This window comes from Streptomyces sp. JH34 (assembly GCF_029428875.1).
Classification (GTDB): Bacteria; Actinomycetota; Actinomycetes; order Streptomycetales; family Streptomycetaceae; genus Streptomyces.
Genome location: NZ_JAJSOO010000001.1, coordinates 2,283,526 through 2,309,274, shown reverse-complemented (window position 1 = coordinate 2,309,274; position 25,749 = coordinate 2,283,526). Strand labels below are relative to the sequence as shown.

Sequence of the window (25,749 nt, the reverse complement as noted above, 5' to 3'; positions counted from 1 at the left end):
AGACGTATGACGCAGAAACCAGGAGCCCGAAGATGTTCGAGGCGGTCGAGGAACTGATCGGCGAGCACGCCGATCTCGAGAAGAAGCTCGCCGACCCGTCGGTCCACGCCGACCAGGCCAACGCGCGCAAGCTCAACAAGCGCTACGCGGAGCTGACCCCGATCGTCTCCACCTACCGGTCCTGGAAGCAGACCGGCGACGACATCGGGACCGCCCGCGAATTCGCGGCCGACGACCCGGACTTCGCCGCCGAGGTCAAGGTCCTGGAGAAGCAGCGCGAGGAGATCACCGAGAAGCTCCGCCTCCTCCTGGTCCCGCGTGACCCCAGTGACGACAAGGACGTGCTCCTGGAGATCAAGGCGGGCGCGGGCGGCGACGAGTCCGCCCTGTTCGCCGGGGACCTGCTGCGCATGTACCTGCGCTACGCCGAGCGCGTGGGCTGGAAGACCGAGATCATCGACTCCACCGAGTCCGAACTCGGCGGCTACAAGGACGTCCAGGTCGCCGTGAAGACCAAGGGCGGCAACGGCGCCACCGAGCCCGGCCAGGGTGTCTGGGCCCGGATGAAGTACGAGGGCGGTGTGCACCGTGTGCAGCGCGTGCCCTCCACCGAGTCGCAGGGCCGTATCCACACCTCCGCCGCCGGTGTGCTCGTCACGCCCGAGGCGGAGGAGGTCGACGTCGAGATCCACGCCAACGACCTGCGCATCGACGTCTACCGCTCCTCGGGCCCCGGCGGCCAGTCCGTCAACACCACGGACTCCGCCGTCCGCATCACGCACCTGCCGACCGGCGTCGTCGCGTCCTGCCAGAACGAGAAGAGCCAGCTCCAGAACAAGGAGCAGGCCATGCGCATCCTGCGGTCCCGGCTGCTGGCCGCCGCCCAGGAGGCCGCCGAGCAGGAGGCCTCCGACGTGCGCCGCAGCCAGGTGCGCACCGTGGACCGCTCCGAGAAGATCCGGACGTACAACTTCCCGGAAAACCGGATCTCGGACCACCGCGTCGGCTTCAAGGCGTACAACTTGGACCAGGTGCTCGACGGTGAGCTCGACGCCGTCATCCAGGCCTGTGTCGACGCCGACTCCGCAGCGAAGCTCGCCGCCGCGTAAGCAGTGAGCCCCACCGCCCCGCCCCGCCCGTGAACCCGTACGGAGAACCGCGATGAACCTGCTGCTCGCCGAGGTGGCCCAGGCCACCCAGCGGCTGGCCGACGCCGGTGTCCCCTCACCGCGATTCGACGCCGAGGAACTCGCCGCGTTCGTGCACGGCGTCAAGCGGGGCGAGCTGCACCATGTGCAGGACGCCGACTTCGACGCGCGCTACTGGGAGACGATCGCCCGCCGGGAGGCCCGCGAACCGCTCCAGCACATCACCGGCCGCGCCTTCTTCCGCTACCTGGAGCTCCAGGTGGGCCCCGGTGTCTTCGTCCCCCGCCCGGAGACCGAGTCGGTCGTCGGCTGGGCGATAGACGCCGTCCGCGCGATGGACGTCGTCGAGCCGCTGATCGTCGACCTCTGCACAGGATCGGGCGCGATCGCGCTCGCCATGGCGCAGGAGGTGCCGCGCTCGCGTGTGCACGCCGTGGAGCTGTCCGAGGACGCCCTCAGGTGGACCAGGAAGAACGCCGAGGGGTCCAGGGTCACCGTCCACCGCGGCGACGCCCTGAGCGCCCTTCCCGAGCTCGACGGCCAGGTCGACCTGGTGATCTCCAACCCGCCCTACATCCCGCTGACCGAGTGGGAGTACGTGGCGCCGGAGGCCCGTGACCACGACCCGCAGATGGCGTTGTTCTCCGGCGAGGACGGCCTCGACACCATCCGCGGCATCGAACGCACCGCGCACCGCCTGCTCCGGCCCGGCGGGCTCGTCGTCATCGAGCACGCCGACACGCAGGGCGGCCAGGTGCCGTGGATCTTCACCGAGGAACGCGGCTGGGCCGACGCGGCCGACCACCCGGACCTGAACAACCGGCCCCGGTTCGCGACGGCCCGCAAGGCCATGCCGTGACCACCGGGACACCGGCACCGCACGAACCCCACCCGTCATACCCGTACACGTCCGAGGAGGCCGGCTGATGGCACGGCGATACGACTGCAACGACGCGACCGACCGTACGACCGGCCTGCGTGAAGCCGCGTCCGCCGTCCGCCGCGGCGAACTGGTCGTGCTGCCCACCGACACCGTGTACGGGATCGGCGCGGACGCCTTCAGCTCGGAGGGCGTGGCCGACCTCCTCGACGCCAAGGGCCGCGGCCGCAACATGCCGACACCCGTCCTGATCGGCTCCCCGAACACCCTGCACGGCCTGGTCACCGACTTCTCGGAGCAGGCCTGGGAGCTCGTCGACGCCTTCTGGCCCGGCGCCCTCACGCTCGTCGCCAAGCACCAGCCGTCGCTCCAGTGGGACCTCGGCGACACCCGCGGCACCGTCGCCGTCCGGATGCCCCTGCACCCGGTCGCCATCGAGCTCCTCACGGAGGTCGGCCCGATGGCCGTATCCAGCGCCAACCTCACCGGACACCCCTCGCCCGAGACCTGCGACGCCGCCCAGGAGATGCTCGGCGACAGCGTCTCCGTCTACCTCGACGGCGGCTCGACCCCCGGGATCGTCCCGTCCTCGATCATCGACGTCACCGGCAAGGTCCCGGTGCTGCTGCGGGCCGGCGCGATCTCGGCCGAGGAACTCCGCAAGGTGGTACCGGACCTCGAGGTGGCCAATTGACCGCCCCTGAGGGGCGTGGCATAGCGGGGCAGCACGACACTTTCCGCATCCTCCACGTCAGCACCGGCAACGTCTGCCGCTCGCCCATCACCGAGCGGCTGACCCGCCATGCCCTCGTGGACCGCCTGGGGGACCCGCTCAGCGGCGGCCTCATCGTGGAGAGCGCGGGCACCTGGGGGCACGAGGGCGCGCCCATGGAGGCGAACGCCGAGGTGGTCCTCGCCGACTTCGGAGCCGACGCCACCGGCTTCGTCGGCCGGGAGTTGCTCGACGAGCACGTCATCCGCGCCGACCTGGTCCTCACCGCCACCCGGGACCACCGCGCCCAGGTGATCTCGATGGGGCATTCGGCGGGACTGCGGACCTTCACGCTCAAGGAGTTCACCAGGCTGGTGCGGGCCATAGACCCCGCCACGCTGCCCGACGCCCGCGAGGAGGGCGTCGTCGAGCGTGCCCGTGCGCTGGTGCGTGCCGCGGCCGCACTGCGCGGCTGGCTGCTGGCCCCGACCGCGGAGGCGGACGAGGTCTACGACCCGTACGGCGCCCCGATCACCTTCTTCCGTTCCATCGGCGACGAGATCAGCCAGGCGCTCGATCCCGTCATGACGGCACTGACCGGGGTGCACGCCCCGCGCTGAACCGCCGACGGCCCCGCGCGCGCACCGGGGTGCGCCGACCGGCGTAGAGGGGCGCCCGGCAGCGGGCAGGCGGCCGGGGGCGGGCCTACATTGGATCTGACGCCACGCACCCCCCTCCTCCAGGCCCGGAGCCCTCGATGCCGGTCACCACTCCAGCCGCACGCGAAGCCGCGCCGACGCCCTTCCCGTCCGGCAGCGCCATGCCCCAGGACTTCGGCGCCCTGGCCCGCCAGGACCCGGAGATCAGCGGCATCCTGCTGGCCGAGGCAGGGCGGCAGTCGAGCACCCTCCAGCTCATCGCCGCCGAGAACTTCACCTCGCCCGCGGTCCTCGCCGCCCTGGGCTCCCCACTCGCCAACAAGTACGCCGAGGGCTACCCCGGTGCCCGTCACCACGGCGGCTGCGAGCAGGCCGACGCGGCGGAACGCGCCGCGGTCCGGCGGGCCATGTCGCTGTTCGGCGCCGAGCACGCCAACGTCCAGCCGCACTCCGGCTCCTCGGCCGTCCTGGCCGCCTACGCCGCGCTGCTGCGCCCCGGTGACACGGTGCTCGCCATGGGACTCCCGTACGGCGGGCACCTCACGCACGGTGCTCCGGGGAACTTCTCCGGACGCTGGTTCGATTTCGCCGGCTACGGCGTCGACCCCGACAGCGGGCTCATCGACTACGCACAGGTGCGGGCCCTGGCGAGGGCCCGGCGCCCCAAGGCGATCGTCTGCGGTTCGATCTCGTACCCACGGCACCCCGACTACGAGCAGTTCCGGGCCATCGCCGACGAGGCCGGTGCGTATCTGATCGCGGACGCCGCCCATCCGATGGGGCTGATCGCCGGGGGAGCGGCGCCCAGCCCGGTCCCCTACGCGGACGTGGTGTGCGCGACGACGCACAAGGTCCTGCGCGGACCGCGCGGGGGCATGATCCTGTGCGGCGTCGAACTGGCGGAGCGGATCGACCGGGCGGTGTTCCCCTTCACGCAGGGCGGCGCCCAGATGCACACCGTCGCGGCGAAGGCCGTGGCGTTCGGCGAGGCGGCGACCCCGGCCTTCGCGGTCTACGCCCACCGCGTCGTCGCACACGCCCGGGTCCTGGCGGCCGCCCTGGAGTCCGAGGGCCTCGAGATCGCCACGGGCGGTACGGACACCCACATCGTGGTCGCGGACCCCGCCCCGCTGGGCGTGGACGCCCGCACCGCCCGGGACCGGCTCATGGCCGCCGGTATGGTCCTGGACACATGCGCCCTGCCGTACGGGGACGCACGCGGAATCCGGCTCGGGACCGCGGCCGTGACCACGCAGGGCATGGACGAGGACGACATGACACGGATCGCCGAGCTGTTCGGCGCGGCGGTGCGGGAGGAGGGCGACGCGGGCCGGCTGCGTGCCGAGGTACGCGGACTGGCCGAGCGCAATCCGCCGTATCCGGGGTAGCCGAGCCATGTGGAACCATCACCGGTGGATCGTTGTCCTTGCACATGAGACTAGGGTGTGGGGCTGAGATGGCCGGCGAATTCTGTGGGGCAGCCCGTGCGTGATTACCTGCTGACGCTCTGTGTCACGGCCGCAGTTACCTATCTGCTGACCGGACCGGTGCGGAAGTTCGCCATCGCGATCGGGGCGATGCCCGCGATCCGTGCGCGTGACGTACACCGGGAACCGACACCTCGGCTCGGTGGCATCGCCATGTTCGGCGGACTGTGCGCGGGGCTGATCGTCGCGGACCACCTGTTCAACCTGAACGGCGTGTTCGAACTGTCCGACGAGCCGAGGGCGCTGCTCTCCGGCGCCGCCCTGATCTGGCTGATCGGCGTCCTGGACGACAAGTTCGAGATCGACGCGCTGATCAAGCTGGGCGGGCAGATGATCGCCGCCGCGGTCATGGTCATCCAGGGTCTGACGATCCTCTGGCTTCCCATCCCGGGCGTGGGCACCGTGGCGCTCACCCAGTGGCAGGGCACGCTGCTCACGGTCGCGCTGGTGGTGATCACCATCAACGCGGTCAACTTCGTCGACGGCCTGGACGGCCTCGCGGCGGGCATGGTCTGCATCGCGTCCGCGGCGTTCTTCCTCTACACCTACCGGCTCTGGTACGGGTACGGGATCGAGGCGGCGGCCCCCGCGACACTCTTCGCCGCGATCCTGATGGGCATGTGCCTCGGCTTCCTGCCGCACAACATGCACCCCGCCCGGATCTTCATGGGCGACTCCGGCTCGATGCTGATCGGCCTCGTGCTGGCCGCCGGGGCGATCTCCGTCACCGGCCAGGTGGACCCGGACGCGATGAAGCTCTTCGAGGGCAGCGAGCGCCAGGCGACCCACGCGATGCTCCCGGTCTTCATCCCGCTGCTGCTGCCGCTGACGATCATCGCGATCCCTGCCGCCGACCTCGTGCTGGCCATCGTGCGCCGCACCTGGAACGGGCAGTCGCCGTTCGCGGCCGACCGCGGACACCTGCACCACCGGCTGCTGGAGATCGGCCACTCGCACAGCAGGTCCGTGCTGATCATGTACTTCTGGTCGGCGCTGATCGCCTTCGGCGCCGTCGGGTACTCCGTGCACTCCGCGTCGCTGTGGATCGTGCTGGTGATCGTCGGGCTCAGCGCCGTGGGCCTCGTCCTGCTGCTCATGCCGCGCTTCACCCCGCGCGCCCCGCGCTGGGCCGAGTCCTTCGTGCCCCCGCGCTACCGGCGGCGGCAGGCCGGCCACGGGGAGCCCGGGGACGCCGACGACGTCACCCCCCAGGGGCAACAGCGTGCCGACGGTCCGCACATGGCACCCCCGGTGCCGGAACCGGCCTCCGTGGCCGTGGGCGTCTCCGGCGTCAACGGAGCGACCGCGATCGGCCCCCGTTCGCGCTTCACGGATCGGGATCGTGCCGACTCTTCGCGTTGAGCCCGAGGTACAGAAATCCCCATACCAGACAATGCGCCGTGATGTTCTGCACACACGCGCGGAGTAGCTCTCATGTGTGACAGTTGGCACACTTTCTGAGTAAAGACCTCATCAAATAGTTTGTGATACCGTTCACGAAGCCCGGTGAGGAGGCCGAAGGACCTGAGTAGCACGGTTCATTGGCCCGAAACATCGACTCGGACCGGGCCTACGCTCGTCCCTGACGATCACTGACCACCCCCTGCAACGCGGAGTAACCGCCATGCCGTCCAACGACGCCCGGACTCTCCTCCACACCGCCGTGCCCACTGCCGCCGCCGGTGTCGTCACCGTCGCCGTCAGCGCTGCACTCGCCGGCGGCAAGGGGGCGATCGGGGCGGCGGCCGGAACGCTGGTGGTGATCCTCTTCATGGGGATCGGGCTCGGCGTCCTGCAGCGCACGGCCAGGTCGATGCCGCACCTGTTCCAGTCCATGGGGTTGCTGCTGTACACGACCGAACTGCTGCTGCTCTTCGTCTTCGTGGCCGCGTTCAAGAACACCACGCTGTTCAATCCCAGGGCCTTCGCGGCTGCGGTGATGGTTGCCACCCTGGTCTGGGTCGCGGCGCAGATCCGCGTCCACATGAAGACCAAGATCCTTTACGTCGAGCCGGACTCGTCCGCGGGCAAGACGCCCGGGAACATGGGGTCTTCGACGTGAGGGGTAGGGCCGGGATAAGAGCGCGTTCGAGACCCTGCTATCGTCCGGTGCCAACTGCGGCACTGCGGGCGCGGGCATCAAATTCGGCGCCTGTTCCATCGCGAGGCGTAATGCCTGAGCCGCCCCCCATCCGTAACACCAGTCCAGTGCCGACCAGCGGCTGCTTGCCGCGCCGACACAACGAGGTTGCCGTACCTATGCGCCACGCTGAAGGAGCCCGCGGTGAGTGCTGACCCGACGACGGTGCTCGCCTTCGAGACCGACTGCCACATCTTCGACGGATGCGGCTTCCCGGCTCCTGGCCTGCACTCCTTTGTTTTCGAGCCGATGGCCACCGTCGGCGGCTTCGAGATCAACAAACCGATGCTGCTGGCGGTCCTTAGCACCGTTGTCGTCGTCGGTTTCTTCTGGGCGGCTTTCAACAAGCCGAAGCTGGTGCCCGGAAAGCTCCAGATGGTCGCGGAGGCGGGTTACGACTTCATCCGCACCGGTGTGGTGTACGAGTCGCTCGGCAAGCGCGAGGGCAAGAAGTACGTGCCCCTCATGGTCTCGCTGTTCTTCTTCATCTGGATCATGAACCTCTGGGCGATCATTCCCCTCGCCCAGTTCCCGGTGGTCTCGGTCATCGGGTTCCCGGTGGCGCTGGCCGCGATCGTGTATGTCCTCTGGGTCAGCCTGACCTTCAAGCGGCACGGCTTCGTCGGCGGCTGGAAGAACATCTCCGGCTACGACCCGTCGATCGGTCCGGCTCTGCCCTTCGTCATGCTCATCGAGGTCATGTCGAACCTGCTGATCCGGCCGTTCACCCACGCCGTGCGACTCTTCGCCAACATGTTCGCCGGTCACGTGCTGCTGCTGATCTTCACGATCGCCAGCTGGTACCTGCTGAACGGCATCGGCATCGCCTACGCCGGTGTCTCCTTCGTGATGGTCATCCTGATGACCGCCTTCGAACTGTTCATCCAGGCGCTGCAGGCCTACGTGTTCGTCCTTCTGGCCTGCAACTACATTCAGGGCGCTCTCGCCGAGCACCACTGACGCAGCCCAGCTCCACCCCCGATAGTCGTCCGGTGGCCAACCCCCACCGGTTCTGAAAGAGAAGGAAGAAACGGCATGTCCGCTCTTGAGACCCTCGCCGCCGTCAACATCTCGGGCAACCTCGGTTCCATCGGCTACGGCCTCGCCGCGATCGGCCCCGGCGTCGGCGTCGGCATCATCTTCGGTAACGGCACCCAGGCTCTGGCCCGTCAGCCCGAGGCTGCCGGCCTGATCCGCTCGAACCAGATCCTCGGCTTCGTGCTCTGTGAGGCGCTTGCCCTGATCGGTCTCGTCATGCCCTTCGTCTACCCGTTCTAGTCGCGGCATTTCCAGCCCGAAGCGACGAAAGGCATTGATGTGAACGCCCTACAGCTGGCGTCCGAGGGAGAGATCCAGAACCCGCTGCTCCCGGCGGTACCTGAGATCGTCATCGGCCTCATCGCCTTCGCCATCGTCTTCGGTTTCCTCGCCAAGAAGCTCCTCCCGAACATCAACAAGGTTCTGGAAGAGCGCCGCGAGGCCATCGAAGGCGGTATCGAGAAGGCCGACGCGGCCCAGACCGAGGCCCAGAGCGTTCTTGAGCAGTACAAGGCTCAGCTCGCCGAGGCCCGCCACGAGGCCGCTCGTCTGCGCCAGGAGGCGCAGGAGCAGGGTGCCGTCATCATCCAGGAGATGAGGGCGGAAGGTCAGCGGCAGCGCGAGGAGATCATCGCGGCCGGCCACACCCAGATCGAGGCCGACCGCAAGGCCGCGGCGTCCGCGCTGCGTCAGGACGTGGGCAGTCTCGCCACCGCCCTGGCCGGCAAGCTCGTCGGTGAGTCCCTCGAGGACCACGCACGACAGAGCGGCACCGTCGACCGGTTCCTCGACGAGCTCGAGGCGAAGGCCGAGGCCGTCCGATGAACGGAGCGAGCCGCGAGGCGCTGGCCTCCGCACGTGAGCGTCTCGACGCACTGACCGACTCCACATCGGTCGACGCGGCGAAGCTCGCCGAGGAGCTGGCAGCCGTCACCGCGCTGCTCCACCGCGAGGTATCGCTGCGCCGGGTCCTCACCGACCCGTCGCAGGGCGGCGAGGCCAAGGCCGAGCTGGCCGGACGACTGCTGAGGGGACAGGTGGGCGGCGAAGCCGTGGACCTCGTCTCCGGCATGGTGCGGTCCCGCTGGTCGCAGTCGCGTGACCTGGTCGACTCGGTCGAGGAACTGGCGAACACCGCAGACCTCACCGCGGCCCAGCGCGCGGGTGCGCTCGACGACGTCGAGGACGAGCTGTTCCGGTTCGGCCGGATCGTCGGCTCCGACGTGGCACTGCGCTCGGCCCTCACGGACAGGGCGGCTCCCGCCCCGGCCAAGAGCGGGCTGCTCCGCGGCCTGCTCGGCGGCAAGGCCCAGCCGGTCACCGAGCGCGTGATCACGCGCCTCGTGACGCAGCCCCGAGGACGTAGCCTGGAGGCGGGACTCGACTCCCTGTCCAGGCTCGCCGCGGAGCGCCGGGACCGCATGGTCGCCGTCGTCACCTCGGCGGTGCCGCTGTCCGACCACCAGAAGCAGCGCCTCGGCGCCGCGCTGGCGAAGATCTACGGCCGTCAGATGCACCTGAACCTGGACGTGGACCCCGAGGTCCTCGGCGGGATCTCGGTGCGCGTCGGTGACGAGGTCATCAACGGCACGATCGCGGAGCGCCTCGAAGAGGTCACCCGCAGGATGGCCGGCTGACAGCGCGCAGCGCCCGCACCGCACCAACTGAACGAGCAAGAACAGCGGCCCGGTTGGGCCGTGCAGAAATTGCAGAAGATTCCTGGGGGTCGCCCCCAGACCCCCTTAAGAAACTTCGGGCCCAACAAGGAGAGCAGGGAACCCAGATGGCGGAGCTCACGATCCGGCCGGAGGAGATCCGGGACGCACTGGATAACTTCGTCCAGTCGTACCAGCCGGACGCGGCCTCGCGCGAGGAGGTCGGAACGGTCAGCGTTGCCGGCGACGGCATCGCGAAGGTGGAGGGTCTGCCCTCCGCCATGGCGAACGAGCTGCTGAAGTTCGAGGACGGAACCCTCGGTCTCGCCCTCAACCTCGAGGAGCGCGAGATCGGTGCGATCGTCCTCGGCGAGTTCAGCGGAATCGAGGAGGGCCAGCCGGTGCAGCGCACCGGTGAGGTGCTCTCCGTCGGCGTCGGCGAGGGCTACCTCGGCCGCGTCGTCGACCCGCTCGGCAACCCGATCGACGGTCTCGGCGAGATCGCGACCGAAGGCCGTCGCGCCCTCGAGCTGCAGGCCCCTGGCGTCATGGTCCGCAAGTCGGTGCACGAGCCGATGCAGACCGGCTACAAGGCCGTCGACGCCATGGTGCCGATCGGCCGCGGCCAGCGTCAGCTGATCATCGGCGACCGTCAGACGGGTAAGACCGCTCTGGCCGTCGACACGATCATCAACCAGCGCGACAACTGGCGCTCGGGCGACGTGAACAAGCAGGTGCGCTGCATCTACGTCGCCATCGGTCAGAAGGGCTCCACCATCGCCTCCGTGCGCGGTGCCCTCGAAGAGGCCGGCGCGCTCGAGTACACCACCATCGTCGCCGCCCCGGCGTCCGACCCGGCCGGCTTCAAGTACCTGGCGCCGTACACCGGTTCGGCCATCGGCCAGCACTGGATGTACGACGGCAAGCACGTCCTCATCATCTTCGACGACCTCTCGAAGCAGGCCGACGCCTACCGCGCCGTGTCGCTTCTGCTGCGCCGTCCGCCGGGCCGCGAGGCCTACCCGGGCGACGTCTTCTACCTGCACTCGCGTCTGCTGGAGCGCTGCGCCAAGCTCTCCGACGACATGGGCGCGGGTTCGATGACGGGTCTCCCGATCGTCGAGACCAAGGCGAACGACGTGTCGGCGTTCATCCCGACCAACGTCATCTCCATCACCGACGGCCAGTGCTTCCTGGAGTCCGACCTGTTCAACGCGGGTCAGCGTCCGGCGCTCAACGTCGGTATCTCGGTCTCCCGAGTCGGTGGTTCCGCCCAGCACAAGGCCATGCGCCAGGTGTCCGGCCGCCTCCGTGTGGACCTCGCCCAGTACCGCGAGCTGGAGGCGTTCGCCGCCTTCGGTTCCGACCTGGACGCGGCCTCCAAGGCTTCGCTGGAGCGCGGTAAGCGCATGGTCGAGCTGCTGAAGCAGCCGCAGTACGCCCCGTTCCCCGTCGAGGAGCAGGTCGTCTCCGTCTGGGCCGGCACCACCGGCAAGATGGACGACGTCCCGGTCGAGGACATCCGCCGCTTCGAGACCGAGCTGCTGGAGTACCTGCGCCGTGAGCGCAAGGACCTCCTGACCAGCATCGCCGAAGGTGCGAAGATGTCCGACGACACGCTGCAGTCGATCGCCGACGCGATCGCCGCCTTCAAGCAGCAGTTCGAGACCTCGGACGGCAAGCTCCTGGGCGAGGGCTGATCGATGGGCGCTCAGCTTCGCGTTTACAAGCGCCGCATCCAAGCCGTCACCGCGACCAAGAAGATCACCAAGGCGATGGAGATGATCGCCGCCTCGCGCATCGTCAAGGCGCAGCGCAAGGTGTCGGCGTCGATGCCGTACGCGACCGAGCTCACCCGTGCGGTGACCGCGGTGGCGACCGGCTCGAACACCAACCATCCGCTCACCACCGAGGCCGAGTCCCCGGCCCGGGCCGCGGTCCTGCTCCTCACGAGCGACCGCGGTCTGGCCGGCGGCTACTCCTCCAACGCCATCAAGGCGGCGGAGCGGCTGAGGGAGCGGCTGGCAGCCGAGGGCAAGGAGGTCGACACGTACATCGTCGGCCGCAAGGGTGTCGCGTACTACGGCTTCCGCGAGCGCAAGGTCGCGGAGTCGTGGACCGGCTTCACCGACAGCCCCGAGTACTCGGACGCCAAGAAGATCGCCGAGCCCCTCATCGCGTCCATCCAGAAGGACACGGCCGAGGGCGGCGTCGACGAGCTGCACATCGTCTTCACGGAGTTCGTGTCGATGATGACGCAGAACGCGGTCGACGGCCGGATGCTGCCGCTGTCGCTCGACGAGGTCACGGAGGAGAGCACCGAGAAGGGCGAGATCCTTCCGCTGTTCGACTTCGAGCCGTCGGCGGAGGACGTCCTCGACGCCCTTCTGCCGCGCTACGTCGAGAGCCGTATCTACAACGCACTGCTGCAGGCCGCCGCTTCCGAGCACGCCGCCCGCCGTCGTGCGATGAAGTCGGCGACCGACAACGCCGGGGATCTGATCAAGAGCCTCTCCCGGCTTGCCAACGCGGCCCGCCAGGCCGAAATCACCCAGGAAATCAGCGAGATCGTCGGCGGTGCAGGTGCGCTGGCCGACGCGTCCGCGGGGAGTGACAAGTAATGACGACGACAGTTGAGACGGCCGCTGCCACGGGCCGCGTCGCCCGGGTCATCGGCCCGGTCGTCGACGTGGAGTTCCCCGTCGACGCGATGCCGGAGATCTACAACGCCCTGCACATCGAGGTCGACGACCCGGCCGAGGCCGGCGCTCGTAAGACGCTGACCCTCGAGGTCGCCCAGCACCTGGGTGACGGCATGGTCCGCGCGATCTCGATGCAGCCCACCGACGGCGTGGTCCGCCAGGCCCCGGTGACCGACACGGGTACGGGCATCACCGTGCCGGTCGGCGACATCACCAAGGGCAAGGTGTTCAACACCCTCGGTCAGATCCTGAACGAGCCGGAGGCCGAGGCGCAGATCACCGAGCGCTGGCCGATCCACCGCAAGGCCCCGGCCTTCGACCAGCTCGAGTCCAAGACCGAGATGTTCGAGACCGGCCTGAAGGTCGTCGACCTGCTGACCCCGTACGTCAAGGGCGGCAAGATCGGTCTGTTCGGTGGTGCGGGCGTCGGCAAGACGGTCCTCATCCAGGAAATGATCATGCGTGTGGCGAAGCTGCACGACGGTGTGTCGGTGTTCGCCGGTGTCGGCGAGCGCACCCGTGAGGGCAACGACCTCATCGACGAGATGACCGACTCGGGCGTCCTGGAGAAGACCGCGCTGGTCTTCGGCCAGATGGACGAGCCGCCGGGCACCCGTCTGCGGGTCGCGCTGTCCGCCCTGACCATGGCGGAGTACTTCCGCGATGTGCAGAAGCAGGACGTGCTGCTCTTCATCGACAACATCTTCCGCTTCACGCAGGCCGGTTCCGAGGTCTCCACGCTGCTCGGCCGCATGCCGTCCGCGGTGGGTTACCAGCCGACCCTGGCCGACGAGATGGGTGTGCTCCAGGAGCGCATCACCTCGACGCGTGGTCACTCGATCACCTCGATGCAGGCGATCTACGTCCCCGCGGACGACCTGACCGACCCGGCCCCGGCCACCACGTTCGCCCACCTCGACGCGACGACGGTTCTCTCCCGTCCGATCTCCGAGAAGGGCATCTACCCGGCCGTGGACCCGCTGGACTCCACGTCCCGCATCCTGGACCCGCGCTACATCGCGCAGGACCACTACGACACGGCCAGCCGCGTCAAGGGGATCCTGCAGAAGTACAAGGACCTCCAGGACATCATCGCGATCCTCGGTATCGACGAGCTGGGCGAGGAGGACAAGCTCGTTGTCCACCGTGCCCGTCGCGTCGAGCGCTTCCTGTCGCAGAACACCCACGCCGCCAAGCAGTTCACCGGCCTGGACGGTTCGGACGTTCCGCTCGACGAGTCGATCGCCGCGTTCAACGCGATCTGCGACGGGGAGTACGACCACTTCCCCGAGCAGGCGTTCTTCATGTGCGGTGGCATCGAGGACCTCAAGGCCAACGCCAAGGAGCTCGGCGTCTCCTGAGCCTCCGGCTCACCGAGGGGGGTGGGTGTGTCCCGCCCCCCTCACCACGCCCCGTAGAATTGAAACGACACCCGGCACGACCGCCGGGTGGTGACCCGAGGAGCCACCCTTGGCTGCTGAGCTGCATGTCGAGCTGGTCGCCGCGGACCGCAGTGTCTGGTCCGGCGAGGCCACCCTCGTTGTCGCACGTACCACGTCCGGCGACATCGGCGTCATGCCCGGTCACCAGCCGCTCCTGGGTGTGCTGGAATCGGGCCCCGTGACGATCCGTACGAGCGACGGCGGGACGGTTGTCGCCGCTGTGCACGGCGGTTTCATCTCGTTCGCGGACAACAAGCTCTCGTTGCTCGCTGAGATCGCGGAGCTTGCCGACGAGATCGACGTCCAGCGCGCCGAGCGTGCGCTGGAGCGTGCGAAGTCGGACACGGACGCCGGCGCCGAGCGCCGCGCGGACGTGCGACTGCGTGCGGTGGCGGCGCACTGAGCGTCCCCACGAGGAGTTTCTGACTCAGCCGCGGCCCGAACTGGAGAGATCCAGACCGTGTCGCGGCTGAGGCGATGCAGGTGCAGTCCGGTTCGGCTCGGTTCGGTATCCGTTTACTCGACGATGCGAGGAGGTCGGTGGAGATGGTCCTCGCATTGTGGCTGGGCGGTCTGGTCGTCGTACTGGTCGCGGTGGGGCTGTTCGTCTTCGGTCTCCGCAGGCGGCTGATCCAGCGGTCCGGCGGCACCTTCGACTGCAGTCTGCGCTGGGACGTCTCGGAGGAGCCTGACCCGTCGGGCAAGGGCTGGGTGTACGGGGTCGCCCGCTACAGCGGCGACCGCGTCGACTGGTTCCGGGTCTTCTCCTACTCGCCCCGTCCCCGCCGCGGCCTGGAGCGCTCCGCCATCGAGGTCGTCGCCCGCCGGCTGCCCGAGGGCGAGGAGGAGCTGGCGCTCCTGTCCGACTCCGTCGTGCTCGGCTGTCTCCACCGGGGGACGCGCCTGGAGCTGGCGATGAGCGAGGACGCCCTGACGGGTTTCCTCGCCTGGCTGGAGGCGGCACCGCCCGGCCAGCGAGTCAATGTGGCCTGATTGAAGGTGTCTCTCCCCCGGACGGAGTCTGGGGGAGGGTGAACGTGGCCTGAGACAGGCCCGCAGAACAGGCGAGAACCGGGGAGACAGGGGGCGGACCTGTCTCCCCGGCGCTTTTCCGGGGTGCGACTGCCTCGGGGGTGCTAGTTGAGGCCGCTGTCCATCGCACTCACGAGCTCACCGTTCGCGGTGTCACCGCTGAACTCCCAGAAGAAGGCCCCGCCCAGTCCCTGGCCGTTGGCCCAGGCCATCTTGGACGCGATCGTCGCCGGGGTGTCGTAGCTCCACCAGTTGGTGCCGCAGTGGGCGTAGGCGGTGCCGGCGATCGTGCCGGTGGCCGGGCAGCTGCTCTTCAGGACCTTGTAGTCCTCGATGCCCGCCTCGTACGTCCCCTGGGCCGCCCCGGTCGCCGTGCCACCGGGTGCCGCCTGGGTGACGCCGGTCCAGCCGCGGCCGTAGAAGCCGATGCCGAGCAGCAGCTTCTTCGCCGGGACGCCCTTGGCCTTCAGCTTGGCGATGGCCGCGGCGGAGTTGAAGCCCTCCTTCGGTACGCCGCTGTAGGAGGTCAGCGGGGAGTGCGGGGCCGTCGGACCCTTGGCGTCCCAGGCGCCGAAGAAGTCGTACGTCATCACGTTGTACCAGTCGAAGTACGCCGAGGCGCCCGCGTAGTCGGCCGCGTCGATCTTGCCGCCGTCGGTGCCGTCCGCGGTGATCGCCGCCGTGACCAGGTTGTTCGTCCCGAACTTGGTGCGCAGCGCGGAGGAGAGGTTCTTCAGCGCGGCGGGACCGCTGGTGTCACAGGTGAGACCGCAGGCGTTGGGGTACTCCCAGTCGATGTCGATGCCGTCGAAGACATCGGCCCAGCGGGGGTCCTCGACCAGGTCGTAGCAGGACTGGGCGAACGCGGCGGGGTTCTGCGCCGCGGCGCCGAAGCCGCCGGACCAGGTCCAGCCGCCGAACGACCAGATGACCTTGATGTTCGGGTACTTCGCCTTGAGCTTGCGCAGCTGGTTGAAGTTGCCGCGCAGCGGCTGGTCCCACGTGTCGGCGACGCCGTCGACGGACTGGTCGGCGGTGTAGGCCTTGTCGTAGTCGGCGTAGGCGTCACCGATGGTGCACTTGCCGCCCTGGACGTTGCCGAACGCGTAGTTGATGTGCGTGATCTTCGCCGCGGAGCCGGAGGTCACCAGGTTCTTGACGTGGTAGTTGCGCCCGTAGACGCCCCACTCGGTGAAGTAGCCGAGGTTGACCTTGCCGCCGGGGCCCGGGTCGGTGGTGCCGGTGGTGCGGACGGCGACCGAGGCGCTGACCGGACCTGTCTGGTCGGCGGTGTCACGGGCCTGCACCGTGTACGAGTAGTCGGTGCCCTTGGTGAGCCCGCTGTCGGTGTACGTCGTCGTGGTGACCGTCGCGACCTTGGCGCCGTCGCGCAGGACGTCGTAGTTCTTGACTCCCTTGTCGTCCGTGGCGGCACTCCAGCTGATCTTCGCCGAGGTGTCCGTCACGTTGCTCGCGGTCGGGGTGCCGGGCTTGGACGGGGGGTTGTCACCGGGCACGCTGCCGCCGTCACAGGAGGCGCCGTTCAGCTTGCAGCCGGTGGGGGAGCCGGAGCCGGTGCCGTTGAAGCCGAAGCTGATGCTGGCGCCCGGGGCGACCGTGCCGTTCCAGCCGAGGTTCTTGGCGGTCCAGTGGGTGCCGGAGCTGGTGACGGAGGCGTCCCAGGCGGAGCCGACCGCGGTGCCGGAGGGGAAGTCCCACTCGATCGTCCAGGAGGAGAGCGCGGTGGTGCCGGTGTTCTTGACCGTCCACTGGCCCTCGAAGCCGGTGCCCCAGTCGGTCTTCTTCACGTAGGTGGCCGTCGCGGAGGTGGCGGCCTCGGCGGGTGAGGCCAGGCCGACCATCGCGGCGAGGGGGAGCAGCAGCGCGGTGAGGCCCGCGACCGCCTTGGACCTGGTGGCTGTGCCTGCTCCGCGTCTCCATCTGAGTCGGGTGAGGCGTACGGGGTTGTCAGTGCTCAACGGTGCTCCTCGGGTGAGGTCCGGCAAACGGGGAAGATCCGTAACCTGCGAACCCTGCGTCGCCCTGAGCTCGCCTTGTCATGGCTTACTCACCGCAGCGTGTCCGGTGAGATTAGGAAGGTCTGGACCAATCGTCAAGAGGTCCAGACCAAAGATTCACTCCCCGGGCCGAAGGCCCAACTCCTGCGCGAGTACCGCGGCTTGCACCCTGCTGCGCAGCTCCAGCTTTCCGAGCAGCCTGCTGACATGCGTCTTCACCGTCGCCTCGGCCATCGAGAGCCGCTCGGCGATCTCCATGTTGGACAGCCCCTGGCCGAGACAGCCCAGCACCTCACGCTCCCTGCGCGTCAGCGATTCCAGCGCCTCGGGAGGGGGCGCGGACGGCCTGTGCCCGGAGGACGCCGAGGCGAACTCCGCGATCAGGCGCCGCGTCACGGCCGGGGCGATCAGGCCCTCGCCGCGAGCCACCGTACGGACGGCGTCGAGGAGGTCGCCGGCCTCCGTGTTCTTCAGCAGGAAGCCGGACGCGCCCGCGCGCAGCGCGCCGAAGACGTACTCGTCCAGATCGAAGGTCGTCAGCACCAGCACGTCCGCCAGTCGCTCCGCCACGACCTGCCGTGTCGCCGACACCCCGTCCAGCCGCGGCATCTGCACGTCCATCAGGACCAGGTCCGGGCGCAGTTCACGGGCCAGGCGCACGGCGGCCTCGCCGTCCGCGGCCTCTCCCACCACCTCGATGTCCGGGGCGCTCCTCAGGATCAGCACCAGCCCCGCGCGTACGGCCGACTGGTCCTCCGCGACCAGCACCCGGATCGTCATCCCCGCCCTGCCCTCTCATCGACGGGCAGTTCGGCCCGCACCACCCAGATCCTCACGCCGTCACCCCTGGGCCCGGGCCCCGCCCCGATCGTCCCGCCCAGCAGGGTCACCCGTTCCCGCATCCCCACCAGGCCGGCTCCCGAACCGGGCGCGCGCGGTCCCGGCCGGTCGCCGAACACGCTGCTCACCTCCACCGTCAGTGCCGTGTGCGACCGCTCCAGCCGAACCGTCACCGGGCCGGGCGCCGCGTGCTTCAGCGCGTTCGTCAGCGACTCCTGGACGATGCGGTACGCCGCCAGCTCGACCGGCGCCGGCAGTGGCCCGGACGCCTCGCGGCCGTCGTCCAGAGTCACGGTGAGCCCGCTGGACGCGGAGTTCGCACCGGCCTGTTCCACCAGGGCGTCCAGTGAGGCCAGGGTGGGCGCGGTACTCGGCGGACCGGACGCTCCGCTGTCCCGCAGGAGCCCGATGAGCCGCCGCATCTCCGTCAGTCCGTCGACACTGTTCTGCCGGATCACCCCGAGGGCGTCCCGTGAAGTGCCCTGATCGTCGATGGAGAGCGCCGCGGTGGAGTGGATGGCGATCGCGGAGAGATGGTTGGCGACCATGTCGTGCAGCTCGCGCGCCATCCGTGACCGTTCGGCGGTCACCGCCTGGACCCGGTCCATCTCCGCCAGCAGCGCGGTCTGGTCGGCGCGCAGCCGGGCGGCCTCGGCGGCGTCACGGTGGTTGCGGACACTGACACCCGTGAGGGCGGGGCCGAAGGAGACCATGCCGACGACGATCCCGATGAGCACGGCGTCCGCGGACGGCTTCCAGGCGATGAAGCCGACCGTCGTGGCGACCGTGACCAGCAGCGTGACGACCGGGATGCGGCGCGACGCGGCGGGCGGACCGTACAGCACGGCCGCGTACACGAGGTCGGTGAACATCAGCAGTGTGGCCAGGCTGCCCACGGTGAACTGATCCGCCACCAGGGCGAGCGTGCCGACGGACAGAGCGGTTCGCGGGGCGGTGCGCCGCAGCAGTTCGAGGGCCGACATCAGCACGAGCGGCAGCAGGGACACCCAGGGGGCGTCGAAGAGCCGGCCGTTCTGGACGTGGATGCCGATCATCCACAGGACCGCACCGCCGGACAGTCCGCTGACCGCGAGCAGGACGTCGGCGCGATGCGGGCGCGCAGGGGAGAACACCCTCCCATCCAACACGTCGGAGTGACCCGGCACGTCAGCACCCGGGCCGAGCCCCGGCTACATCGAAGGATGCAGTCACGAGTCGTCACTGCCGACGAGGATTCCGCGGCGCACGGACGGGAGCCTGGTGAGGACCGGAAGGAGAAGGACCGTGATCGTCACGCTGATCGTGCTCTGCGAGGTCGGCTTCTGGGTGCTGCTGGCCGCCGGACTGGCGCTGCGGTACGTCGCGAGGCAACCCCGGCTGGGCGCGGCGGTCCTGCTGTGCGAGCCCCTGCTGGAGGTCGTCCTGCTCGTGGTGACGGCCATCGACCTGAGGAACGGCGCCGAGCCGGGGCTGAGGCACGGCCTGGCCGCCGTCTACATCGGCTTCACCGTGGGGCTCGGGCATTCCACGGTCAAGTGGGTCGACGCCAGGGTCGCCCACCGCTTCGCGGGCGGCCCGCCGCCGGTGAAGCCCCCGAAGTACGGCATGGCCCGGGCCGCCCACGAGTGGCGCACCGCGGCCCGCTGGACCGTGGCCGCGGTGACCGCCGTCGTCCTGCTCCAGGCGGCGGCCTGGTACGTCGGAGGGGACGGCGACACCGGCTCGCTGCGGATGTGGCAGCAGAAGATGCTCTGGGTGATCGGGATCAACCTGATCGTCGCCGGTGGTTACACGCTCTTCCCCAAGCGGGAGCCGGGGGACCGGGTCGGGGCGGGCCGCTGATCAGCGCTCGCCGCCCGGCACCCACAGCACGTCCCCGACCTCCTTGTTCGCCGTCCGGGCGAGGATGAACAGGAGGTCGGAGAGACGGTTCAGGTAGGTCGCCGTCAGCGCGTTCATCACGTCCCCGTGCACCTCCAGCGCCGCCCAGGTGGATCGCTCGGCCCGCCGGACGACCGTGCAGGCCTGGTGCAGCAGCGCCGCCCCCGGAGTGCCGCCCGGAAGGATGAAGCTGCGGAGCTTCTCCAGCTCCTCCAGGAAGGTGTCGCAGTCCGCCTCCAGCTTGTCGACGTACGACTGCTCCACCCGCAGCGGCGGGTACTCCGGGTTCTCCACCACCGGCGTGCACAGGTCCGCACCCACGTCGAAGAGGTCGTTCTGCACACGGACGAGGACCTTCACGACGTCCTCGGGGAGGTTCCCGAGCGCGACGGCCGTACCGATCACGGCGTTGGCCTCGTTGGCGTCGGCGTAGGCGGAGATCCGCAGATCGGTCTTGGCGGTCCGGCTCATGTCACCGAGGGCGGTGGTGCCCTTGTCGCCGGTACGGGTGTAGATGCGCGTCAGATTGACCATGGGGCCAGCGTAGTTACGCTCCGGCCCTGCGGAAGACGCGTGTGCCCACCGTCACGGCCAGAAGGGCGAACGCGAGCGCCACCAGGACCCGTACAGCATGTGCGCCGTGGCGTACGAGCCGACGGACGCGTCCCGCACCGCGTCTGGTGGGTGGTGAGCACGACCGTCGTGCCGAACTCGTCCCGCAGCCCCCGGACCAGGTCCCACAGGTCCTCCCGGCTGCCCGGGTCGAGCCCGGTGGCCGGCTCGTCGAGGAAGAGCAGGGGGCGGGCGGTGGGTGAGACCCGTCGCGATGTCGAGGCGGCGCCTCCGGCCGCCGGACAGCGCGGACGTCCGGCGGCGTACATCGGCCGGGAGATGGCCGCGGGCCGCGCCCCGGTCGAGGTCTCGCGCGACGCGCTCGTCCTGCTCGGCGACATGGAGGACCTCCTCGGCGAGAAGGTCCTCAACTACGCGCGGCGCGCGACCGCGTGACGGGGACGGTGTGATGTCCGTCATGTGAGACGTGACGCGCATCTCTTCACGGCCTCACGGACCCTCACGGGTACTAACCTCCGCCGGAGAGCATGTGCAGAACTGAGAAGATTGGGGTGCGGAACGTGGCCAGGAAGCTCGCCGTCATCGGCGCCGGACTCATGGGGTCCGGTATCGCGCAGGTCTCCGCCCAGGCGGGCTGGGACGTCGTGTTGCGTGATGTCACGGACGAGGCCCTGGCCCGCGGGCGTGGCGGCATCGAGGCCAGTTACGGCAAGTTCGTCGCCAAGGGCAAGCTGGAGGCGGCCGACGCGGAGGCCGCTCTCGCCCGGATCACCACGACCACCGACCTCGACGCCGTGGCCGACGCGGACGTCGTCGTCGAGGCCGTCTTCGAGAAGCTCGAGGTCAAGCACGAGATCTTCCGTACCCTCGACAAGGTCGTACGGGAGGACGCCGTGCTCGCCTCCAACACCTCCGCCATCCCGATCACCAAGATCGCGGCCGTGACGGAGCACCCGGAGCGGGTCGTCGGTGTGCACTTCTTCTCGCCGGTCCCGATGATGCGGCTCTGCGAGCTGGTGCGCGGGTACAAGACCAGCGACGAAACCCTCGCCACAGCAAGGGAGTTCGCCGAGTCCGTGGGTAAGACCTGCATCGTCGTCAACCGTGACGTCGCGGGCTTCGTCACCACCCGGCTGATCTCGGCGCTGGTCGTCGAGGCGGCCAAGCTCTACGAGTCGGGCGTCGCCTCGGCCGAGGACATCGACACCGCCTGCAAGCTGGGCTTCGGCCACGCCATGGGGCCGCTCGCCACGGCGGACATGACCGGCGTCGACATCCTCCTGCACGCCACCGGCAACATCTACACCGAATCCCAGGACGAGAAGTTCGCCGCTCCGGAGCTGATGCGCCGGATGGTCGATGCAGGTGACATCGGGCGCAAGAGCGGGCAGGGCTTCTACACCTACTGATCACGACCGGGACCCCGGGCTGTCCGATGCGCCGTCAATCAGCCCCGGGGGTCCGGGATCCGGCGCCACCCGGCGCATGGATCCGACGGGGTACCGCCGGGCCCGCTTCACCCCTCGGGGTGAATTCGGTATCGGTTCGCTTACAGACGGCAACTTACCTGTCGCTGCGGCAGTCAGTTGTGGCAGAGGCAGAAAGCGAAAACACAGGCAGACAGACCATGCTGCGGAGTACTTCCGGGGAGCGCATATGCACATCAGGGGCGACCACGCCGAGCTGGTCGTCGGGGGCCGCCTCGACGTCCGAAGCGCGGCGGACGCCCGTACGGTCCTGCACTCGGCCGTCGACGACGGGGCCGGCGATCTCGTGCTGAACCTGACCGAGCTCGACTCCTGGGACGCCACCGGACTCGGCGTCATCATGGGCGCGCACCGCAGGGCCGGCCGGGCCGGCCGGCGGCTGGTGCTGCGCGGCGTCCCGCCGCAGATGCAGCGCCTGCTCGTGGCGACGAGACTGCACCGGATCCTGGCCATCGAGGGCGGTCTCGCCGCGGACTCCCTGCCACGCGTGTAGTCCGCCCGTACGGCCCCCGCTCGTGTCCCCGGAAGTGCGATACACGCACAATCCTCACGAGAACGTGATGTCAGGGGCGGCGCGGCCCCCCGCCCGTTCGTAGATACTGTGCGAAGGTTTAGGGTTCGGCCGTCTGCTGATAGACGAGGACCCACTGGCGGACACCGGACCGGAAGCGACAGCGGGGCGTGTGAGGCCGGAAGGGCAACAGCGCGCTGCGCGTCTGGGGGACTTTGGCGATGGACCCGACCAACCGGGGACCGGAAGAGTACGGCAACGACCATTCCGGTGACGACGGTGCGCGGCGACGGCAGTCCCGCGACCCGCTCATGCCTGACTTCGGGCACCAGACGCCGCAGCAGTCGCGCACGGTGCGGCTGATATCGGGCGACTTCCTGCTCACCGTCAACCCGGTCGACGGCAGCGAGATCGAGCCCTGCAGGCCGGGCGAGCAGCCCGACGCGCCCGTACGGCACACCGCCGCACGGCGTGTGGACCGCGAGCGCGCCGCCGCGCCGCCCGTCCCGGCGGGGCCGCCCGCGCCCCAGACGCCCCTCCTGGAACGCCAGGACGAGCGCGAGCGGTTGCAGCGGCTGCTGGCCCGCGGCCGCTCGGTGTGCCTCACCGGGCCCGCCGGGTCCGGCCGCACGGCGCTGCTGGACGCCGTGGCCGCCGACTGCGCGGACCTGGCCCCCGACGGGGTCGTACGCCTCTCCGGATACAAGCGGACCGCCTCGGAGCTGCTGTACGGGCTGTTCGAGGCTGTCTACAGCGCTCCGCTCCACCGTCCCGACCGCGAGGGCCTCCTCGCGCTCGTCCACGGCGTGGGTGCCGTCGTGGTCGTCGACGACCTGGAGCTGGGCGGTGCCGCGCTCCAGGAACTGCTGGACGCCACCCCGGAGTGCGCGTTCCTGTTCGCCACGACCCCCGACGTGCCGTCGCCCGCGGCCGACGCGAACCTCGAGGAGGTCTTCCTCTCCGGTCTCGGCCGCAGCGCCTCGATCGAGCTCATGGAGCACGTCGTCGAACGCGCCCTCACCGACGAGGAGGCGAACTGGGCGGGGGACCTCTGGTTCGAGTCCGAGGGACTGCCGCTGCGCTTCGTCCAGGCGGGCGCCCTGCTGCGCCAGCGCGACGATCTGCGGGTCGGCCAGGACGCGTTCGACGGCGACGACGAACCGGGCGACGCGCCCTTCGGCAGGGCCGAGTCGGCCGGCCTCCCGCTGCCCAGCCTCGGTGAGGGCGCGGCGCCCGCCGCCCTGCTCGCCTCCCGGCTGAGCGAGGCCGCCCGCGAGACCCTGCGCTTCGCCGTCGCCCTCGGCGGCGAGGTGCCGCACCAGGCTCACCTGCCCGCGCTCGTGGGCGACACCCACGCCGACGCCGCCCTGGGTGAACTCGCCCTCAGCGGCCTGCTCTCCCCGGCGGGTCCCCGCTACCGGCTGGCCGCCGGGGTCCTGACCCAGCTGGAGGCGAGCGGCTACGACGAGAGCGCGGAAGCGCACGCCCGCAGCGCCGCCCAGCACTACACCTGGTGGGCCGGACACCCCTCCGTCACCCCGGAGCGCGCGATCGCGGAGTCGGACGCCCTCCTCGCCTCGATGACCCGCCTGGTCCCGGGCGACGCACCCGGACAGGCCAGCGTGGCCGTCCTGCTGGCCCGCAGCGCCGCTCCCGCGTTCGCCGCGGGGATGCAGTGGGGCGCGTGGGAGAAGGCCCTCAGGGCCGGCCAGGAGGCCGCGCGGATCGCCGGCGAGGTGGCGGAGGAGGCGTACTTCCACCACGAGCTGGGTGTCCTCGCGCTCTGCACCGGCCACTTGGACCGGGCCCGCGCCGAACTGGAGACGTCCGTCGGCATGCGCGGGGCGCTCGCCGACAAGGCCGGCGCGGTGGCCGGGCGCCGGGCGCTCGCCCTCGTCGCGGACCGCTCGGGCGAACCGGTGCGCACCACCCTCGCGGGCGACGACGTGCCGCTGGTCCCGCGTCACGACGAGACGGCCCCGTCGCTCGCCGGCGCCCCGGCGGCCAAGCCGCTCTTCCCCCGGCTGACCGACACCTCGGCGACCATGGTCTCCTACCAGGCCCCGCCGACCGCCGGTCCGCCCGCCGGGCGCATGGGAGTCCTCCGCGGCGCCCGGCGCAACCTCGTCGCCGTGGGCGCGGGCGCGCTGCTGGCGGCCGTGCTCGGCACGGTGGTGACCCTGGGAGCCACCTCGGGCAGCGAGGACCCGGAAGGGCAGAACGTCACGACCGAACAGTCGGCGGAGGAGGACGACGGCGAGAACGGTCTGCCCGCGGACGAGCCGACCGACGACCCGGCCTCCGAGGAGGGCACGGCCGGCGGCGGCTCCCCCTCCCCGGGGGCCTCGGGCCGGGCCACTCCGTCCGGCAGCGCGACCCCGTCCCCCGGCACGTCGGAGCCCGGCGCGAGCCCGACGTCGGGCTCCCCGTCCAGCGAGGGCCCCAGCAGCGAGCCGACCACCGGGAACCCGTCGCCGACGAGCCGGCCGCCGAAGCCGACGACGACTCCGCCCACCACCGAGCCGACGCCCACGGACCCGACCCCTTCGGAGCCGACCCCCTCGGAACCCACGCCCTCGGACCCGACGACGGAGCCGGAGACCTCCAACTCGGCGAGCGGTCCGGCCGATTCGGCGACCGCGTCGTCGACCGTCGGCGGGCCCGGCCAGGAGACGTCCGGCAGCACACCGACCGCCTGAGGGCTGTCCCGCAGCCGAGAACCCCTCGGCGGGCCCGGATCCGGGCCCGCCGAGGGGTTCTCATGTCTGTGTGGCGCCTTGTGGGAGTCCCGCGGCACCAGCCTCAGGTCGTGACAGCGTCAGAACAACCGCAGCTTGTCGTCCTCGATGCCGCGCATCGCGTCGTAGTCGAGGACCAGGCACCCGATCCCGCGGTCCGTCGCCAGCACCCGGGCCTGCGGCTTGATCTCCTGCGCCGCGAACACGCCCCGCACCGGCGCCAGATGGGGATCGCGGTTGAGCAGCTCCAGGTAGCGGGTCAGCTGCTCCACGCCGTCGATGTCGCCCCGCCGCTTCAGCTCCACGGCCACCGTCGCGCCGTCCGCGTCCCGGCAGAGGATGTCGACCGGGCCGATCGCGGTCGGGTACTCACGGCGGATCAGGGTGTAGCCCTCGCCGACGATCTCGATGCGGTCGGCGAGCAGCTCCTGGAGATGCGCCTCCACGCCGTCCTTGATGAGCCCCGGGTCGACACCCAGCTCATGGGACGAGTCATGGAGGATCTCCTCCATCGTGATGATCAGTTTCTCGCCCGCTTTGTTCACCACGGTCCAGACGCCCTCGCTGTCGTCGGCGCCCTCCTTCAGGGTGCACGGCGGGGACATCCAGTTGAGAGGTTTGTACGCCCGGTCGTCGGCGTGGATCGAGACGCTGCCGTCCGCCTTCACCAGGATCAGACGGGGGGCGGAGGGCAGGTGGGCAGTGAGCCGGCCCGCGTAGTCGACGGAGCAACGGGCGATGACGAGACGCATGGTCGGCAACGCTACTCGACGACCCGTGCTCCACGCGATTCCCGGACCCGTCCC

The 25,749-nt window shown here is 70.0% G+C and carries 26 protein-coding genes and 2 pseudogenes; 21 read left to right on the top strand and 7 right to left on the bottom strand.

Annotation, left to right across the window (positions count from 1 at the left end):
* Positions 1-32 precede the first annotated feature (32 nt).
* The 16 genes from prfA to LWJ43_RS09870 all read left to right on the top strand — a co-directional run bounded on the left by prfA (position 33) and on the right by LWJ43_RS09870 (position 14,856).
* Entirely contained in the window at positions 33-1,109 is a 1,077-nt protein-coding gene (prfA, locus tag LWJ43_RS09945; RefSeq protein WP_277331921.1) for a peptide chain release factor 1, read from the top strand.
* Between the two features lie 52 nt (positions 1,110-1,161).
* Positions 1,162-2,007: a peptide chain release factor N(5)-glutamine methyltransferase gene (gene prmC / locus LWJ43_RS09940; protein ID WP_203182474.1), complete on the top strand. Its 846-nt coding sequence runs from the start codon at positions 1,162-1,164 to the stop codon at positions 2,005-2,007.
* 67 nt (positions 2,008-2,074) lie between these two features.
* Positions 2,075-2,722 carry an L-threonylcarbamoyladenylate synthase gene (locus LWJ43_RS09935; RefSeq protein WP_277331920.1) on the top strand — a complete coding sequence of 216 codons (648 nt, stop codon included), beginning with the start codon at positions 2,075-2,077 and terminating at the stop codon, positions 2,720-2,722.
* Positions 2,719-3,360, top strand: coding sequence for an arsenate reductase/protein-tyrosine-phosphatase family protein (locus tag LWJ43_RS09930; protein WP_277331919.1), 642 nt, complete (start codon positions 2,719-2,721; stop codon positions 3,358-3,360). The genes LWJ43_RS09935 and LWJ43_RS09930 overlap by 4 nt, the downstream gene beginning before the upstream one ends.
* 137 nt (positions 3,361-3,497) lie before the next feature.
* Positions 3,498-4,787, top strand: coding sequence for a serine hydroxymethyltransferase (locus tag LWJ43_RS09925; RefSeq protein ID WP_277331918.1), 1,290 nt, complete (start codon positions 3,498-3,500; stop codon positions 4,785-4,787).
* Between the two features lie 84 nt (positions 4,788-4,871).
* Complete coding sequence (locus tag LWJ43_RS09920; RefSeq protein ID WP_277331917.1) at positions 4,872-6,248, top strand: MraY family glycosyltransferase; 1,377 nt, start codon at positions 4,872-4,874, stop codon at positions 6,246-6,248.
* A 262-nt stretch (positions 6,249-6,510) separates the two neighbouring features.
* Entirely contained in the window at positions 6,511-6,948 is a 438-nt protein-coding gene (locus LWJ43_RS09915) for a hypothetical protein (protein ID WP_277331916.1), read from the top strand.
* Positions 6,949-7,170: 222 nt separating this feature from the next.
* A complete protein-coding gene (atpB, locus tag LWJ43_RS09910) occupies positions 7,171-7,986 on the top strand; it encodes a F0F1 ATP synthase subunit A (protein ID WP_277331915.1) in 816 nt (271 codons plus the stop codon).
* A gap of 75 nt (positions 7,987-8,061) precedes the next feature.
* The gene (gene atpE / locus LWJ43_RS09905; protein WP_073727291.1) at positions 8,062-8,304 is read left to right on the top strand and encodes an ATP synthase F0 subunit C; all 243 of its coding nucleotides are present in this window, start codon (positions 8,062-8,064) and stop codon (positions 8,302-8,304) included.
* Positions 8,305-8,343: 39 nt separating this feature from the next.
* Positions 8,344-8,889: a F0F1 ATP synthase subunit B gene (locus LWJ43_RS09900; protein WP_205022362.1), complete on the top strand. Its 546-nt coding sequence runs from the start codon at positions 8,344-8,346 to the stop codon at positions 8,887-8,889.
* Positions 8,886-9,701: a F0F1 ATP synthase subunit delta gene (locus LWJ43_RS09895; protein WP_277331914.1), complete on the top strand. Its 816-nt coding sequence runs from the start codon at positions 8,886-8,888 to the stop codon at positions 9,699-9,701. Before LWJ43_RS09900 ends, LWJ43_RS09895 begins: the two co-directional genes overlap by 4 nt.
* A gap of 146 nt (positions 9,702-9,847) precedes the next feature.
* Positions 9,848-11,419, top strand: coding sequence for a F0F1 ATP synthase subunit alpha (gene atpA / locus LWJ43_RS09890; RefSeq protein WP_031091493.1), 1,572 nt, complete (start codon positions 9,848-9,850; stop codon positions 11,417-11,419).
* A 3-nt stretch (positions 11,420-11,422) separates the two neighbouring features.
* A complete protein-coding gene (locus LWJ43_RS09885) occupies positions 11,423-12,340 on the top strand; it encodes a F0F1 ATP synthase subunit gamma (RefSeq protein ID WP_205022365.1) in 918 nt (305 codons plus the stop codon).
* Positions 12,340-13,782, top strand: coding sequence for a F0F1 ATP synthase subunit beta (atpD, locus tag LWJ43_RS09880; protein ID WP_203182484.1), 1,443 nt, complete (start codon positions 12,340-12,342; stop codon positions 13,780-13,782). The genes LWJ43_RS09885 and atpD overlap by 1 nt, the downstream gene beginning before the upstream one ends.
* A gap of 109 nt (positions 13,783-13,891) precedes the next feature.
* Positions 13,892-14,266: a F0F1 ATP synthase subunit epsilon gene (locus LWJ43_RS09875; protein ID WP_014154046.1), complete on the top strand. Its 375-nt coding sequence runs from the start codon at positions 13,892-13,894 to the stop codon at positions 14,264-14,266.
* 143 nt (positions 14,267-14,409) lie between these two features.
* Positions 14,410-14,856: a DUF2550 domain-containing protein gene (locus LWJ43_RS09870; RefSeq protein ID WP_277331913.1), complete on the top strand. Its 447-nt coding sequence runs from the start codon at positions 14,410-14,412 to the stop codon at positions 14,854-14,856.
* A gap of 143 nt (positions 14,857-14,999) precedes the next feature.
* Here LWJ43_RS09870 and LWJ43_RS09865 read toward each other — a convergent pair whose 3' ends face one another.
* The 3 genes from LWJ43_RS09865 to LWJ43_RS09855 all read right to left on the bottom strand — a co-directional run bounded on the left by LWJ43_RS09865 (position 15,000) and on the right by LWJ43_RS09855 (position 18,886).
* Positions 15,000-16,874 (bottom strand): glycoside hydrolase family 18 chitinase, encoded by a 1,875-nt coding sequence (locus LWJ43_RS09865; RefSeq protein ID WP_277331912.1) that lies wholly within the window; start codon positions 16,872-16,874, stop codon positions 15,000-15,002.
* Between the two features lie 156 nt (positions 16,875-17,030).
* On the bottom strand, positions 17,031-17,693 hold the full coding sequence (locus LWJ43_RS09860; RefSeq protein WP_277331911.1) for a response regulator: 663 nt from the start codon (positions 17,691-17,693) through the stop codon (positions 17,031-17,033).
* Positions 17,690-18,886, bottom strand: coding sequence for a sensor histidine kinase (locus LWJ43_RS09855; RefSeq protein ID WP_277331910.1), 1,197 nt, complete (start codon positions 18,884-18,886; stop codon positions 17,690-17,692). The genes LWJ43_RS09860 and LWJ43_RS09855 overlap by 4 nt, the downstream gene beginning before the upstream one ends.
* Before the next feature lie 151 nt (positions 18,887-19,037).
* On the opposite strand from LWJ43_RS09855, the gene LWJ43_RS09850 reads away from it, so the two are divergent.
* Complete coding sequence (locus LWJ43_RS09850) at positions 19,038-19,595, top strand: hypothetical protein (RefSeq protein WP_277331909.1); 558 nt, start codon at positions 19,038-19,040, stop codon at positions 19,593-19,595.
* On the opposite strand, the gene LWJ43_RS09845 is transcribed toward LWJ43_RS09850, so the two are convergent.
* From LWJ43_RS09845 to LWJ43_RS09835, 3 genes and pseudogenes are all read right to left on the bottom strand, one after another.
* Complete coding sequence (locus LWJ43_RS09845; RefSeq protein WP_014154040.1) at positions 19,596-20,168, bottom strand: cob(I)yrinic acid a,c-diamide adenosyltransferase; 573 nt, start codon at positions 20,166-20,168, stop codon at positions 19,596-19,598. It lies immediately after the preceding gene.
* A 13-nt stretch (positions 20,169-20,181) separates the two neighbouring features.
* Positions 20,182-20,315 (bottom strand): annotated as a pseudogene (locus LWJ43_RS09840) (ABC transporter permease); the annotation flags it as partial.
* Positions 20,315-20,501 (bottom strand): annotated as a pseudogene (locus LWJ43_RS09835) (ATP-binding cassette domain-containing protein); the annotation flags it as partial. The pseudogenes LWJ43_RS09840 and LWJ43_RS09835, both read right to left, overlap by 1 nt.
* On the opposite strand from LWJ43_RS09835, the gene LWJ43_RS09830 reads away from it, so the two are divergent.
* The 4 genes from LWJ43_RS09830 (at position 20,442) to LWJ43_RS09815 (ending at position 24,904) form a co-directional block, all read left to right on the top strand.
* Positions 20,442-20,642, top strand: coding sequence for a hypothetical protein (locus LWJ43_RS09830; protein WP_385455651.1), 201 nt, complete (start codon positions 20,442-20,444; stop codon positions 20,640-20,642). The pseudogene LWJ43_RS09835 and the gene LWJ43_RS09830 sit on opposite strands and share 60 nt — an antisense overlap.
* A 125-nt stretch (positions 20,643-20,767) precedes the next feature.
* The gene (locus LWJ43_RS09825) at positions 20,768-21,616 is read left to right on the top strand and encodes a 3-hydroxyacyl-CoA dehydrogenase family protein (RefSeq protein ID WP_277331908.1); all 849 of its coding nucleotides are present in this window, start codon (positions 20,768-20,770) and stop codon (positions 21,614-21,616) included.
* A 247-nt stretch (positions 21,617-21,863) separates the two neighbouring features.
* On the top strand, positions 21,864-22,187 hold the full coding sequence (locus LWJ43_RS09820) for an STAS domain-containing protein (RefSeq protein WP_014154038.1): 324 nt from the start codon (positions 21,864-21,866) through the stop codon (positions 22,185-22,187).
* A gap of 239 nt (positions 22,188-22,426) precedes the next feature.
* The gene (locus tag LWJ43_RS09815) at positions 22,427-24,904 is read left to right on the top strand and encodes an ATP-binding protein (protein ID WP_277331907.1); all 2,478 of its coding nucleotides are present in this window, start codon (positions 22,427-22,429) and stop codon (positions 24,902-24,904) included.
* Between the two features lie 119 nt (positions 24,905-25,023).
* Here the strand turns inward: LWJ43_RS09815 and nucS are convergent, their stop codons facing one another.
* A complete protein-coding gene (nucS, locus tag LWJ43_RS09810) occupies positions 25,024-25,695 on the bottom strand; it encodes an endonuclease NucS (RefSeq protein ID WP_277331906.1) in 672 nt (223 codons plus the stop codon).
* Positions 25,696-25,749 lie beyond the last annotated feature (54 nt).

What these genes read in the sequence shown, in the direction of transcription:
- prfA (WP_277331921.1), top strand. Translation starts at nt 33, where the DNA reads ATGTTCGAGGCGGTCGAGGAACTGATCGGCGAGCACGCCGATCTCGAG.
- prmC (WP_203182474.1), top strand. Translation starts at nt 1,162, where the DNA reads ATGAACCTGCTGCTCGCCGAGGTGGCCCAGGCCACCCAGCGGCTGGCC.
- LWJ43_RS09935 (WP_277331920.1), top strand. Translation starts at nt 2,075, where the DNA reads ATGGCACGGCGATACGACTGCAACGACGCGACCGACCGTACGACCGGC.
- LWJ43_RS09925 (WP_277331918.1), top strand. Translation starts at nt 3,498, where the DNA reads ATGCCGGTCACCACTCCAGCCGCACGCGAAGCCGCGCCGACGCCCTTC.
- LWJ43_RS09915 (WP_277331916.1), top strand. Translation starts at nt 6,511, where the DNA reads ATGCCGTCCAACGACGCCCGGACTCTCCTCCACACCGCCGTGCCCACT.
- atpE (WP_073727291.1), top strand. Translation starts at nt 8,062, where the DNA reads ATGTCCGCTCTTGAGACCCTCGCCGCCGTCAACATCTCGGGCAACCTC.
- LWJ43_RS09895 (WP_277331914.1), top strand. Translation starts at nt 8,886, where the DNA reads ATGAACGGAGCGAGCCGCGAGGCGCTGGCCTCCGCACGTGAGCGTCTC.
- atpA (WP_031091493.1), top strand. Translation starts at nt 9,848, where the DNA reads ATGGCGGAGCTCACGATCCGGCCGGAGGAGATCCGGGACGCACTGGAT.
- LWJ43_RS09885 (WP_205022365.1), top strand. Translation starts at nt 11,423, where the DNA reads ATGGGCGCTCAGCTTCGCGTTTACAAGCGCCGCATCCAAGCCGTCACC.
- atpD (WP_203182484.1), top strand. Translation starts at nt 12,340, where the DNA reads ATGACGACGACAGTTGAGACGGCCGCTGCCACGGGCCGCGTCGCCCGG.
- LWJ43_RS09870 (WP_277331913.1), top strand. Translation starts at nt 14,410, where the DNA reads ATGGTCCTCGCATTGTGGCTGGGCGGTCTGGTCGTCGTACTGGTCGCG.
- LWJ43_RS09860 (WP_277331911.1), bottom strand. Translation starts at nt 17,693, where the DNA reads ATGACGATCCGGGTGCTGGTCGCGGAGGACCAGTCGGCCGTACGCGCG.
- LWJ43_RS09845 (WP_014154040.1), bottom strand. Translation starts at nt 20,168, where the DNA reads ATGGTCAATCTGACGCGCATCTACACCCGTACCGGCGACAAGGGCACC.
- LWJ43_RS09820 (WP_014154038.1), top strand. Translation starts at nt 21,864, where the DNA reads ATGCACATCAGGGGCGACCACGCCGAGCTGGTCGTCGGGGGCCGCCTC.
- LWJ43_RS09815 (WP_277331907.1), top strand. Translation starts at nt 22,427, where the DNA reads ATGGACCCGACCAACCGGGGACCGGAAGAGTACGGCAACGACCATTCC.
- nucS (WP_277331906.1), bottom strand. Translation starts at nt 25,695, where the DNA reads ATGCGTCTCGTCATCGCCCGTTGCTCCGTCGACTACGCGGGCCGGCTC.